This window comes from Marinimicrobium locisalis (assembly GCF_039822625.1).
Lineage (GTDB): Bacteria > Pseudomonadota > Gammaproteobacteria > Pseudomonadales > Cellvibrionaceae > Marinimicrobium > Marinimicrobium locisalis.
Map to the genome: position 1 here is coordinate 47,743 of NZ_JBDLLG010000013.1, position 13,104 is coordinate 60,846.

Sequence of the window (13,104 nt, forward strand, 5' to 3'; positions counted from 1 at the left end):
TATGAAAACTGCAATTTTTATCCTCTCGCTGGTTGTATCATTCCATGCTTCTGCGGACTGGACCTCTAACTCTAAGATTAACTCTATCAAAATAACCAGTAGCGGTGATGCGTTGGTAGATTTATCCAGTTATGAAGCTTTTTCCTCTGGGGGCGGTGTTCACTGCGAGAAAGACGTGTTTATTCTCAGTTCTGATGATAACGGCTTTAAAGCGAGGTACTCTGCGATTCTTTCGGCGCACATGGCTGGCCGAAAAGTAAAGTTCACTTATTATGGGTGCCAGGGTGCACACATCAAAGTTGGCTCGGTTGTTATTCCTTCTTAGCTGGCTGAAATCGGGGCGGCTGAGTGAAAAGGCGCTCCGGTAGGTAGACTTTAAGATATTAGTAGTAGGGCGGTTATAAGTAAGCGCACATTTAAAGAGTTGGAGTTCTTATGGAATACAAAGGAAAGGTATTGTCGGTTGTGGTTGCTGTGCTCTCTTTGGCCTGGGCGAGCACTGCGACCTCGGAGATCCAACGGTTACCCTTAGAGGAAGAGTTGCCCGATTCTCTTGGAGAAACCTATATCAGTGGGTTCGGTTTTTATAACAAGAAGGTTGTTTATGAGAAAGTTAATGGTCTAGCTGTTTTGGAAGGCGACATTATTCTGGGGACCGTGGAGGAAGCTGAGAGGTGGAAGGAGCTGCATAGTGGCACTCCTTCCTCGGAAATTGGTCCTCAGTCGATAATTATCACAGGGCAGAGGTATCGTTGGCCCAATAACGTCATCCCCTTTCAGTTCAGTGAAGAGATTTCCGCCCCGATAAGGAGTACGACTGAGGAGGCTATTGCCCACTGGGAAGCGAATACACCGATCAGGTTCGTGGAGCGCACTGCACAGAACGCCGATGAATATCCGGATTTTGTTGAGATCGTCAACGAGGAAGAGGCTTGTAGAGCTACGGTTGGCAGAAGAACGGGCCGCCAAACGGTTAACCTGTTCGAGCGGTGCAGTTTTGGCAACGTGGTCCACGAATTTGGCCATACCTTGGGGCTTTGGCATGAGCATTCAAGAGAAGATAGAGATGAGTTTATCGAGATTAAGTGGAGCAATATCGATCCTGATCCGGCTATCCGGTCCAACTTCAACCAGCACATCGATATAGCGGATGATATTGGAAAGTATGACTACAATTCGATCATGCACTATGGGCCATACGCGTATGCGGTTGATAAGACGCTACCCACCATTGTTCCCACCCAGGATGGTGTGCAAATTGGCCAACGCGAAGGCTTGAGTCAAGGAGATATCGCCTCCATCACTGAGCACTATCCAGAGTTTTTGCCTCAAGCGAAGATTGCTAGGAGTCAATACTCCGTATTCTGGGGGAATGAGGTTTTTCTTGACGGCAGGTCCTCATACGCCCCCAATGGTGAGCCCCTTAGCTTCTCCTGGCGTCTTGGCGATGGGACCATGGCCAGTGGCGTGAGGCGGCTGACTCACTTATATTCAGAGCGCGGACAATATACCTCGACCCTAACTGTGGTGGATACCGACGGTAACCAGGATGAAGACCAGGCCACAGTAACCGTATATGGCGTGGAGGCCATCCTCCCAGCCATCACGATGCTACTTTAGAGCGCCGCAGGCACCCGGCGCGCTCGGGTGCCTGCTTTTGGGCGGGCTGCCAAAGTGTCCGGGCGGCAAGTGCGAGGTTGCCACTTTTGTTACCTGCCGCACTAAGTTCTGCATGGTTCATCCAGCTCAAAACTGTTAAGCAGTTCACGAAATGGCGCATTAACTGCAATTGCTCGTTGTCACCTATTACTGCTGACACTACAATCCACAATCAAGGGTTTGCTGCCAAAGAATAAATCTAACATTTAACGCCGGTTACAAATATCAGGAGGATTTGACATGGATACTGCCATTGTGAAGGACGCACACAGCGCCTACCTTCAGGGACGCTACGATGTTGCCAAGACGCTTTACCTCAAAGCCGGAGACCGTTACGGGCCATCTCTGTTCAAAGCAAACATTGAGCTGTGCACGCGTCAGGCGAGAAGGTCTGAAGAAACCCGCTCCATCGACTCTAGCAGTAGCACGGATCGGTCGGTCTCTGGCCCGCGTGCGCTGAAAGCTACCCCTGAGACGTTGCTGACACGTCTTAAAGGCTATTATGCCGCCGCTAGGGCGTCGTCCCCCAAAGTTCGGCCCGAATTTCAGCGCCGGCTGGCTGAGGTTCAGCGAGAGGCTGTTGAGTCTCCCTTGATGCTCCAGGTTGCCCAGCAGGTATTGCAACCATACCCAGGACAACCGCCGTTTGCCGAGGATCGGGGCCACCCGCAGATCGCCATCATCCAGTCCTGGGATGAGCAAATGCGGAACTGGCTAAAAAAGCAGCGCCAGCGCGGGTATCGGCGGTTCCTGCTCGTCAACGCGACGGCTGATGACCGGCTGCTCGACCAGGTTCGCCAAGAAGAGGGGGTCACCCTCTTCAAGCCCCAGTTTGGGGATAGCCAAGCCTTCAACGACTTCTGGATCGCCTGCTTGGCTCACCGATTCAAGGCCGATATCGACGAAACCGTGAACACTGCGGCATCTGCTACCCAATAGCTTCCCCGGGGCGGGCCGCCAGGCCCGCCTTACTGAAGGCTTCTTTCCCCCCCTTAAAAAATATCCCGTCAAAAAAGTGGCGCTAACGCCCCCGGCAACCTATATTTACCCGGGCCTGACAATATTGCGCCGCGTTCAGCGCCATGGCACGTATAAATTTGAGCTAGGTCACAAAATAGCAGCCTCAAGGCAACTTTTTTGAGGCGTGCAGGCCCATAATCAGGTCATGCTGTCATGACGAGGGAGGGCGGTAGCGTACCTGCGGGGAAAAATGTAAAATTCTGCTTACACTTCGCAGACTCGCTTCCTTGGGGAAGCAGCGGCCCTTGAAATACCACGGAATAGACCGGAGCGAATTACCGAATGCCCCTGACAATCGGCGTAACCCCTTTTGCCCAATGGACTTGCCTAAAAAATCTGCTAGAACACCTAGGGTGGCGCAGTAGCGAAGGCACCCCCGGAACAGCTCATGATCTAACCAACAGCGACCCCACCGGCCCCTGGTTACTGCTTCACACCCGCCCCGAGTACGCCGTTGCGCACGCCATCGACGAGGGCCATACGCCCGAGAGCGCATTGCAGCAGTGGCAAACCGAAGCAGACCAACTCCTAAAGTTCTTCAGGGCGCATCGTGCCCGGACCGCCATGGTGGACGCCCGGGCCGCTGCCGCCCACCCGGCGGAGCTGGTCGAATGGCTCGCCCAGAACCACAGCGCCTTCTTCGAGCTGGCCCAACACTATGTCGGTACGGTCGAGTCGCCCGCTCGCCCCAGCGAGCTGAGCCTGCTGCTTGCCACCCAGCTTGTGGCTCAAACCCCAGCGCTTACCCCACTTCTGACCCACTTGGAGGCGGCCAGCATTCCTCTGGGAGACCAACACTACCATGCGCCTTCACTAGATATTTACAGCGCTAACGAACAGCTCAATAGCGCTATCAGTGCCCCTCGTAGCAAGCAGGAAACCCTGCGCCGTCAACTGGAAGAACATCAAAAGCGCCTGACTGAACTGCAAACCGCTCGTGCTCACACCGAAGAGGCCCTCAAAAGCGAGAACGACCTGTTGATAGCCCAGTTGCATAAAGTGCAAGAAGAGCTGGAGGCCTACTACCACAAACATCGCGACGGCAGTAAAACGAATGAAGAGCTCAACGCTATCATCACTGAGCGGGAAGCCGAAGTGGCCCGTCTACGGAATGAGTTGACAAAGGCTAAGCAAGGCACGCAAGCGGATTCTGAGTCCCTGGAAGCAGAAGTCTCCCGGCTTAGGGAGGCGCTGTCTGAGGAGCAAAAGCGCAATGAGACTGACGGACACTCGGTGGACGCGGAAGCAAAGCGCCTCCGGGAAACGCTTTCCAGCGTTGAGCAGGAAGTGGCTGCCCAGAAAAGGGCGCGTGAATCCTCGGAGGTGGAAACCAGTCGCCTGAATAAAGAGCTTCAGCAAGTTATAAACGCCAAGTCCCGTGCCGAAGCTCGCGAAAGCGACCTAAAAGAAGAAAATGACCTCATACTGAAACAATTGTTTCAAGTGCAAGAGGAGCTCGAAAATTACTTCTTGGACCTCAAAGACAAAGAAAAGCAGTTGCAAGAGCGAGAGGCTGAACTTCACAAGCTTAGGGAGAGCCATTGGGAAGAGCTTGAAAAGTCTCGCGCCACCCACAAAGAAATTATTGCCGAAAAAGACAAGCTGAATAAAAAACTTGTTAAACTCGAAGCCGAGCACGGTCACCTAAAAAAGGAAAAGCGACTGTTAAGCGCCAGCCTCTCGCAAGTAACCGCACAGCGCGAAGGTTTTACATTAAAGCGGCTTGCAGCGCCGATAAAAAACTTTACCCGTACAAGCCGTGAACTTCGTCACGGTGCGGAATTGATCCGAGCCAGCGAATTGTTCGATGAAGCTTGGTATCTTCAACAAAACCCCGACGTTAGCGCACAGTCCATTGAGCCAGCGCTGCATTACGTTAAATATGGTGGAGCAGAGGGCAGGGCTGCAAGTCCACAGTTTGACTCAGCGTCCTACTTAGAGAAAAATCCGGATGTCGCTGAGCAAGGGCTGAATCCATTGGTGCACTACCTGCTCCATGGCAAATCTGAAGGCCGAGAGCTCTAATAGAAACTGGACGCGTCGCATTCGATATAAACGTTGGGCTAGGGCCGCCTGCTAGGGTGACTCACTAGAACCAACCATTGGCACTATGGAATCACCAATGACAGAAATACCCAGTAACCTGGACACCATTCTCCACATCGGCACGGGCAACGGAGAAGAGTTGCCCGCCTACCTGGAATCGGATGCCAAACGCATCCTGCTGGTGGAACCCAACCCACATCTAGCGGAGCAGCTCAGTCAACGCACCCAGGGAGACTCCCGTGTTCAAGTGATTGAGCGCGCCATTACCGGGGACTCGGGCCTTAATCAACTGAACGAATACAATCTTCCGGAAGCCTCCAGTCTTTATCCGCCCACCGGTTTGCGGCAATTGTTTCCGGGGTTGCGCATTATCGCCCAGCACCCGGTCACACCCCTGGCGCCTGAAGAGCTGGTCAAGCAGTTCGGGCCCGAAGAGGGCGCTAACCTGCTCATTCTTCAAGCACCCGGGGCGGAGCTGGACATCATCCGTGGGTTGGCGAACAGTCAGAAGCTCGGCCTGTGGTCCGATATTTGGCTAACCGCGTCGGATGAGTCCTACTACGAGGGAGCCAGCCCGGCGGAGACTGTTATCGGGGAGCTGAAACGCCACGGCTATGATGTTAAAAGCCAGAACACAGATAATCACGATTGGCCTCAGTGGCACCTGGTCTGCAACCCCATGGCGCGTAAAGTGGAGTCTCTGAAGTTGGAGAAGCAGGCGCTAACCGACGCCCTTCAGCAGAGCAAAAACGAGCTTGAGTACACCAAAGCCAGCGTCAATACCGTAAAAGAAGAGCTCGCCCAAGCCCGTAAGGAGTTCGACCAAGAGCAAAGCACCTGGCAAACCCAAAAGGAAGAGCTTAGTCGCCGGTTGGACAGCGCCATGCAGCACTCCAGCGAAGCGGACAACACCGTCGCGAACCTGCAAGAGCGCGAACTTGAACTCGGCGCCGCACTAAACCAGGCAAATGCCATGGTGCGGCAATTGCGGGAAGAGCTTGACGCCACGCGCGAGGAGCTCGGCGAGCTAAAAACCCAGCAAGCACAGACACAACAAACCGCCGACAAGAATGACAAAGCTGCTCAGCAGGCCCTGGAGCAAGCGAATGCTAAAGTCGGCGAGCTAGAAAAGCAGCTAGAGTCCACCCGTCACGCCTCAGCTGAACAGCGTGAACAAGCAAAGCAGAGCCAAGCTGAGCTGGAGCAGCAATTAAAAGAAGCCCGTGAAGGCAAAAACGCTGTGGAGCAAGAAAATCAGGGCAAGAAGAGAGAAGTCCAGCAGCTACAGGAGCAATGCGAAAGGCTTAAGCAAGAGGCGCAAGAAGCCGAAAAAACACGGCAGGACTTAGCGACCCAACATGAGAAAGACGCCCGAGCCTTAACCGAGCTTAACGAGCACCTGACGACAGCTCAAAAGGCAGCCGAGACTCATAAACATAACGCTGAATCGGCCAAAGCAGAGGCGGAAAAAGCACTTAAAACCGCCGAGCAAGCCTCGAGCGAAGCTAAAGCGCAACGGCAAGCACGAGAGCAAGCCGACGCCAAGAAGAGTGAAGTGGAAAACCACGCCAAACAGCTCGCGGGCAAAGTTAAAACGCTAGAAGAACAGCTGGCGGAGGCGGGTAAAAGTGAACAACAATTTACTAAGCTGCAACAGCGCATGGAACACCTGTTCGACCAGCAGGGGCTGCAGCTCGAACAAGCCACCAACGCCCTGGGCCGTCATGTCACCAGTACCGGGCATAATACAGCCAGGGAGCTGGAAGCCGGCTTCCAGCTTCAGCAACAGCTCGGCCCAGACTTTCCTAGCATGGCTGAGCGCGGGAACCGTCTGCCATCTACTGTGGCTTTGCAGTTAGCTCGGCAGCTAAAAAATCAACCCTACGACCTGATCATTGAAATGGGAAGTGGTGTCACCACTTCTTTTCTTGCCCATACGTTGCGTAAACGCGTCGAGGACCAAGGAGAGGGGGAGGCCGAGGGCAGCAGTGTTGCCCGCTACGTAGAACCTAGCGATGACGACTTACCCAAACGCATCCTCTGCTTTGAACATAATCGCTCCACCGTTAACACCTTGCAAGGAACTCTAAAACACAGTGGTTTGTATCCCATCATCACCTTACAGTACGCCCCACTTGTTGCTTGCCAGCATCAGGGCCAAGAGTATCTTTATTATGATTGTGGCAGCCGTTTGCGCCAAATCGCCCAGCTGTTTGAGAACCGCACAGCAAAAATCTTTGTCCTGCTGAATGACGTTGGGGGCGACGGTCGGCCAAATCCTGTTGTCGCTCTCCCTCAGTTGCTTCAATATCTATCCGCGCACTCATTAGACGTAGTGGTCAACGCTGGCGAAAAGGATGCTGGTTTCATCAATCAATGGCAGCAGCTGCTGGATTCGCGGGGGCTGGAATATCAACCTGCGGCCTCGTTTGGAAACTCAAGCACGAAAATGATTAGAGTAAACCCGTAGAGAACGGCGCGACCCAGAAGGTTAAACCATGAAACTAGATAAACCCTTAAACTTAAATTTTGACGTTGAACAAGAAGAGGAGTCGCGCTCTTCAACAACTGAGAATCGCGATCAAGAGTCAACGGAAGGTCTCCCTAGTTTGGAGTCCAGGACTGCCTTTGAGTCGAAAATAAAGGAGTTACAAAATAGTATTGTACGCAAAGATAAGGAGTTGGAAGAGCTCGCGCATGCCAACGCCAAGCTCAAAAAGGAACTCGACGAAACGACTTCAAAGGGTGGCGATGCGGATATTGACGAGTTTCTTCGGGATCTGGAGCCTTTCTATTACAACAGAAGTTTAACCTATGTCGATGTTGGTGCCTTTGTTGGAGACGTTTTTGACAAAATACACAAAAGTTCAAGGTTAAAGGTTAGAGAGGCTCACTTATTTGAGCCGAACCCTGAGAGCTTCAGTTTACTCAAGAAGAAAATTGAACCTATTAGCAATATGCCTTCATTGCATGCCTATAATATGGCGCTTGGAGAAAAGGAAGAGGTGAAAACGTTTTTGTCGGCAAAAAGTATGACGAAAGTGGCGAACGTCGACGAGCAAGATCTCGATAGCAAAACTGCATTTAAATGTAAGGTTTCAAGTTTAGATATCCAGTCTGAAAAAGTTACTGATCGAAAAATTAGCTTGTTAAAAGTGGATGTTGAAGGTTATGAGTTGGATGTGCTTAAAGGGGCTTCTTCTCTTCTAGAAAGGCAATCTATAGATATCATATACATGGAAGTTGGTCTCAATCAACGAGGAACTCAGCAGACGTATTTTGCTGACTTAGACAGATTTCTTCAGCAGTATAAATATCGAGTTTTTAAAATATATGAGCAGAAGAATGAGTGGATCGATGACTCCCCGTTGCTGCGCAGGTGTAATATCGCTTATATGAGCGAAAGCTTTTCTAGTACAAATTCATTTCAGGCGGCTCAGGAAATAAAAAATCTGAAGATGGAGCTCGCAAGTCTAAAAGAGCAACGGGACGAATGACAAGGCTTTAGGGATGCGTGTTAGCTGCATAGAAAACTGTTTTGATAGAAACATGTCTTTCAGGCTACATGCTTATATTGAAATTGTCGGCTAAAATAGAGTTTATGATGAGCAATTCACTAGAACAATTATTGGTTAGGAAGAGGAAGTTGGGGGCCTTGGGGGCCTTGGATTTCCTGATCGATCTTGAGGCAAAAAAGTGTGTAAATGAAGAAAGGCCCGCAGTTAGTTATGAGCCTTTTTTTTCTTCCAAGATTGACGTTCCTGAGGACCTGGAACGCTTCAAGAAGCGCCCGGCAGTATTGCCACCGGATATTAAGCTTCCGCCAGTGAAGGGTGCTGCAAATGACTATCGGTTTTTGCTCAGCAGGCTTGATAGATCTGAATCGCCCGGGGTTAGCGTCGTTATTCTCAATTATAATCGCTCTCTACCACTTGAGAAAACCTTAACTGGGTTGCTTAATCAGAACTATGATTTAGGCAAGTTGGAGGTGATTGTCGCTGACGATGGGAGCCGGGAAGACACCATGAATATCGTCAGAAAGTTTGACGATGTTTTGAATGTTAAGTATGTGTGGCATCCCGATGTAGGGTTTACAGCCGCAAAAGCCCGAAACAATGGTGTAGCTCTAGCCAAAAATGAGTTGGTGGTGTTGCTTGATGTCGATATGTACCCGGCGCCGGACTTGATTTCTGAATATGCAAAGTATCATAGAATAATAGATCAAGTGGTTGTTATTGGCCCCAGGAAATACAAGGACTTCAATAATACTGAGGTTTCTGCTCTTAGGTTGGACAGAGGGCTAGCAGATAAATTGCCTGAAGTGTCTACAAATAATGCCGTGGCAGACCAGCGGGCTGGAGAAATATCTGTCGACTGGAGGCTCGATACCTTTAAAAAAACCAATAATCTAGTAGATGAGAAGTTACCTTTTAGGATGTTCGCGGCAGGCAATGTGGCTTTTTCGAAATCAAAGTTTGATGTTGTGGGCGGGTTTGATGAGCGCTTCACGGCATGGGGTTTTGAGGACGGAGAATTGGCTTTTAGGTTGTTTAATGAAGGGCTCTATATGGTCTCCGATATGGAGGCGTGGGCTTACCATCAAGAGCCTCCCGGGGGTGAAAATGAAACTGATCGATCAGCGGGAAAGTCGATTTCTGGCGATCTTTATGGAAATGTATGCCCATACTATAGAAAGTTAACTAGCCAAAAAGACTTCTACGAAAGTCCCAGGGTTTCCATTTATATTCCAGCATACAATGCAGAGTCGACGATTCTCGATGCAGTCGAAAGCGCCTTAGACCAAACTTACACAGATGTAGAGGTGTGTATATGCGACGATGGGTCTACTGATAGGACTCTAGCAGTACTTGAAAGGTACTATTCCAGTAACCCTCGTGTTCGATGGGTTTCGCAAAAAAATGGAGGGATAGGAGCAGCATCGAATACGGCCCTAAGTCTTACGAAGGGTATATATATAGGGCAGCTTGATAGCGATGATATTTTGGCAAAAGATGCTGTTGAAAAGTGTGTCCCTTACTTTGAGAAAGATATGAACGTTGGCCTAGTTTATACGTCCTATGAGAACGAACACCCGGACGGAAGTATAACACCAGGTTACAATTATCCAGTGTTTACGCGTGAAAAATTAACCACAGCAATGATCGCCCACCATTTCAGAATGTTTCGACGGAGAGATTGGGCGCGAGTTGGGGGGTTTAATGAGCGTTTGAAGAACGCGGTAGATTTCGATTTTTATCTAAGGTTATCTGAAAGATGTCATGCCAAGCACCTAAACATCCGTTCTTACAGAAGAAGACTTCATGGGGCGAATACCTCCCTGGTCGATAATGCGGCCCAGAACAAGAATGCGTCAATTGCGGTTAATCAGTCTCTTATGAGACAGGGGTTGTCTCCCGTGTGTAGCCTGGAAGACCCGTTGTCTCCAAAATTGATATTTGGTTGATGTTATGTTGAGGACAGAATAATGCTTTCTAATAAAGCGCAGAGAGATCGGAAAAAGGTTTTTTTCCTTGGGCAGAATAAAACTGGAACCACTTCAGTTGATCATTATGCTGTGTCTTTAGGTCTAAAGTCACGGCATTCTACAGACTGGGTTTGGAAGCTGGCAAAGAAAGATTTCTTTGATAAGCCTGTCGGTGAGTTTGATGTCTATTTGGATGGCTCTACGCATGTTCTAAGTTGCGAGCATTTGCTCCACATTATCTCTAGTTGCGACCCTCATTTTATTGTTCAGTATAGAGAGTTAAAGTCATGGTTGGTTAGCAGATGGAATCACGTCGAGCGATTCAATAATGAGGTTGGCCAGGAGAATAGAAGAAAGAATGACAAAGAATCTGTAAAGTACTGGTTTTATGAGAGACAGTATCAGAACTCGAAAATGATGGCGCTTCAGAGCTGGATTCCTAATCGAGTTGATTTTGTAGATTCGGCTAACCTTGGCAGAGAAGTTTACAAGATTTTTGCTAAGGTTTTCGATCTTAATTCTGCCTCCAGCGAAGTTGAAGTCTCCCGGAACAGCTTCTCGGAGGGCTTTGGTTACATTTCTAATCCTAGCGAAGTTGAGTTGGCAATTGAAGAGCTTCAGATTAACCCCGAGCAATTCTCGGATCCAGTTATCGACTGCCCTTTGTCGAGCCAGGAAGTGGAAAAGATTGTCATGAGCAGAGTTAAGCTTTAGTTTCTTATTAAGCTATTAGGGTTTTTTATGAGTAAGATTTTGGTGCTTGGGCGCCCATTTCACGGTTTGGAGGACGAGCTTAGAAAGGCTGAGGTTGAGTATGATGTGCGCTCGTATGATGAGCTTAAGAGCATGGAGAGTTTAAAGACATATTCTAACGTGCTGACTGTTGGGTTAAATATTTTATTAAATCCAGCGCAGTTGGATACTCTTAAGAGAATTCTCTCTCGATCCCCTTCAAGTGTTGAGTTAATTTTTTGGACGCATGAACCCTTTTGGGATTATAGAACCACCCAGTTGGAGTATATTTTTGGGCGGAAAATCCATATTTTTAATTGTTATAACGATCGTGTCTTCTTTAGTCCATTTTCCCATTACTTTGGGGTTGGTGGTGTTTTGTGGCGCTCTAGAGTTAAAAGCATTGAAGTTCCTAGCGAGAATTTTTTGAAGGAACGGTTTAGTAGGGTTAAAAGTAGTGGCAGGCCTGTCTGTGCTTACGCAACCTGTTTCCACGATTTTAGGCTGGAGGTTCCTGGCTCTATCGTGAAAACAAGAAATGACGCTGTAAAGCGTTTGTGGGAACTCGGGGCTTGTGATGTTTATGGAAAGAATTGGACTGGTCGCTGGTCTTTGGATACTGTGGACGAGTCAAGAGACGGGCATGGTGATAAAAGCTGGGGGCAAATTAAGGTTGAGCACTCTTCAAAAAATTATCTTTTCTCCGTATGCTTGGAGAATAGCCTAATCAAAAACTATGTAACCGAAAAGTTTGCTCAGGCTATTGAGTCATATTTGATTCCGATCTACGTTTTTGGAAACGGTCTCGAGCATTATTTTGATAGTGCTGCGGCTTTGAGGCTCAAGAAGGATGGGTCAAATATTGGTCAGATTTTTGATCAACTAAATGAAATGACATTTGTTGAGTACAGAGACAGGATCTTTAGTTTGGTTAATGATTACAACGCTGTGATAGGTGATGTAGATCGAGTGAATGAAGAGCGGTCTCGTCCGTCAAAGGAGCTTGTAAATTTTATTCAGAGTTTGTGAGTAGGTTTATTATGAAAAAGGCACTAATAACTGGTATTACTGGCCAAGATGGATCTTACTTAGCTGAGTTCCTTCTTGAGAAAGGGTATGAGGTCCATGGCATTAAGCGGCGCTCCTCGCTATTTAACACTCAGCGTGTGGACCACATCTATGAAGACCCTCATGTAGAGAATCAACATTTTATACTTCATTATGGGGATTTGTCTGACTCTACTAACTTGATTCGTATTGTTCAAGAAGTCCGGCCGGATGAAATTTACAATTTGGGTGCCCAGTCCCATGTAGCCGTTTCATTTGATTCGCCGGAGTATACTGCGGACGTCGACGCCCTGGGTACTTTGCGGCTGTTGGAAGCGATTCGAATTTGCGGGTTGGAGAAGAAAACCCGTTTTTATCAGGCGTCCACCTCGGAGCTGTATGGTTTAGTTCAGGAAATACCTCAAAAGGAGAGTACTCCGTTCTATCCACGGTCACCGTATGCAGTGGCTAAGCTTTATGCTTACTGGATTACCGTCAATTACCGGGAAGCCTACGGCATGTATGCTTGCAATGGTGTCCTGTTTAATCACGAATCGCCCCGTCGCGGCGAAACTTTTGTGACTCGGAAGATTACTCGCGGCCTTGCCAATATTGCCCAAGGCTTGGAGGACCGACTTTATTTGGGGAATATGAATGCGCTCCGGGACTGGGGACATGCCAAAGACTATGTCCGCATGCAGTGGATGATGCTCCAGCAAAACGAACCGGAGGACTTCGTAATTGCTACGGGGGCTCAGTATTCGGTTCGTCAATTTGTCGAGTGGTCGGCGGCGGAGCTGGGTATTAGCCTTCGGTTTGAAGGAGAAGGCGTAGACGAAAAGGCGATTGTCTCTAAGGTTGAAGGTGACCAGGCCCCGCACGTTAAGGCAGGGGACGTGATTGTCGAGGTGGACCCTCGGTATTTTCGGCCTGCCGAGGTGGAAACCCTGCTGGGTGATCCTTCCCGTGCTAAGAACGAACTTGGCTGGGAGCCGGAGATTACCGTCCAGCAGATGTGTGCCGAAATGGTCACTCACGACCTGGACCAGGCCAAGCGGCATGCGCTTTTAAAGGCGCACGGGCACCATGTGTCTGTGTCAACCGAGTGAGGAAAT

10 protein-coding genes are annotated in these 13,104 nt (G+C 49.3%); all 10 read left to right on the forward strand.

Annotated features, from left to right (window positions below; translation table 11 throughout):
* The first annotated feature begins 1 nt into the window (after nt 1).
* The 10 genes from AAE514_RS09690 (at nt 2) to gmd (ending at nt 13,098) form a co-directional block, all read left to right on the forward strand.
* The gene (locus tag AAE514_RS09690) at nt 2-325 is read left to right on the forward strand and encodes a hypothetical protein (RefSeq protein WP_347331331.1); all 324 of its coding nucleotides are present in this window, start codon (nt 2-4) and stop codon (nt 323-325) included.
* 110 nt (nt 326-435) lie between these two features.
* Nucleotides 436-1,620, forward strand: a complete 1,185-nt coding sequence (locus AAE514_RS09695) for a M12 family metallopeptidase (protein WP_347331332.1) — start codon at nt 436-438, stop codon at nt 1,618-1,620.
* 279 nt (nt 1,621-1,899) lie between these two features.
* A complete protein-coding gene (locus AAE514_RS09700; protein ID WP_347331333.1) occupies nt 1,900-2,598 on the forward strand; it encodes a hypothetical protein in 699 nt (232 codons plus the stop codon).
* 363 nt (nt 2,599-2,961) lie between these two features.
* Nucleotides 2,962-4,704, forward strand: a complete 1,743-nt coding sequence (locus AAE514_RS09705; protein WP_347331334.1) for a coiled-coil domain-containing protein — start codon at nt 2,962-2,964, stop codon at nt 4,702-4,704.
* A gap of 97 nt (nt 4,705-4,801) precedes the next feature.
* Nucleotides 4,802-7,195: a hypothetical protein gene (locus AAE514_RS09710; protein WP_347331335.1), complete on the forward strand. Its 2,394-nt coding sequence runs from the start codon at nt 4,802-4,804 to the stop codon at nt 7,193-7,195.
* 28 nt (nt 7,196-7,223) lie between these two features.
* Entirely contained in the window at nt 7,224-8,222 is a 999-nt protein-coding gene (locus tag AAE514_RS09715; RefSeq protein WP_347331336.1) for an FkbM family methyltransferase, read from the forward strand.
* A 41-nt stretch (nt 8,223-8,263) separates the two neighbouring features.
* Nucleotides 8,264-10,189, forward strand: a complete 1,926-nt coding sequence (locus AAE514_RS09720; protein ID WP_347331337.1) for a glycosyltransferase — start codon at nt 8,264-8,266, stop codon at nt 10,187-10,189.
* Nucleotides 10,190-10,210: 21 nt separating this feature from the next.
* On the forward strand, nt 10,211-10,924 hold the full coding sequence (locus AAE514_RS09725) for a hypothetical protein (RefSeq protein ID WP_347331338.1): 714 nt from the start codon (nt 10,211-10,213) through the stop codon (nt 10,922-10,924).
* Nucleotides 10,925-10,951: 27 nt separating this feature from the next.
* Nucleotides 10,952-11,971: a glycosyltransferase family 10 domain-containing protein gene (locus AAE514_RS09730; protein WP_347331339.1), complete on the forward strand. Its 1,020-nt coding sequence runs from the start codon at nt 10,952-10,954 to the stop codon at nt 11,969-11,971.
* Between the two features lie 11 nt (nt 11,972-11,982).
* A complete protein-coding gene (gene gmd, locus AAE514_RS09735) occupies nt 11,983-13,098 on the forward strand; it encodes a GDP-mannose 4,6-dehydratase (RefSeq protein WP_347331340.1) in 1,116 nt (371 codons plus the stop codon).
* Nucleotides 13,099-13,104: the final 6 nt, after the last annotated feature.

What these genes read in the sequence shown, in the direction of transcription:
- AAE514_RS09725 (WP_347331338.1), top strand. Translation starts at nt 10,211, where the DNA reads ATGCTTTCTAATAAAGCGCAGAGAGATCGGAAAAAGGTTTTTTTCCTT.
- AAE514_RS09710 (WP_347331335.1), top strand. Translation starts at nt 4,802, where the DNA reads ATGACAGAAATACCCAGTAACCTGGACACCATTCTCCACATCGGCACG.
- gmd (WP_347331340.1), top strand. Translation starts at nt 11,983, where the DNA reads ATGAAAAAGGCACTAATAACTGGTATTACTGGCCAAGATGGATCTTAC.
- AAE514_RS09700 (WP_347331333.1), top strand. Translation starts at nt 1,900, where the DNA reads ATGGATACTGCCATTGTGAAGGACGCACACAGCGCCTACCTTCAGGGA.
- AAE514_RS09705 (WP_347331334.1), top strand. Translation starts at nt 2,962, where the DNA reads ATGCCCCTGACAATCGGCGTAACCCCTTTTGCCCAATGGACTTGCCTA.
- AAE514_RS09730 (WP_347331339.1), top strand. Translation starts at nt 10,952, where the DNA reads ATGAGTAAGATTTTGGTGCTTGGGCGCCCATTTCACGGTTTGGAGGAC.
- AAE514_RS09690 (WP_347331331.1), top strand. Translation starts at nt 2, where the DNA reads ATGAAAACTGCAATTTTTATCCTCTCGCTGGTTGTATCATTCCATGCT.
- AAE514_RS09695 (WP_347331332.1), top strand. Translation starts at nt 436, where the DNA reads ATGGAATACAAAGGAAAGGTATTGTCGGTTGTGGTTGCTGTGCTCTCT.
- AAE514_RS09715 (WP_347331336.1), top strand. Translation starts at nt 7,224, where the DNA reads ATGAAACTAGATAAACCCTTAAACTTAAATTTTGACGTTGAACAAGAA.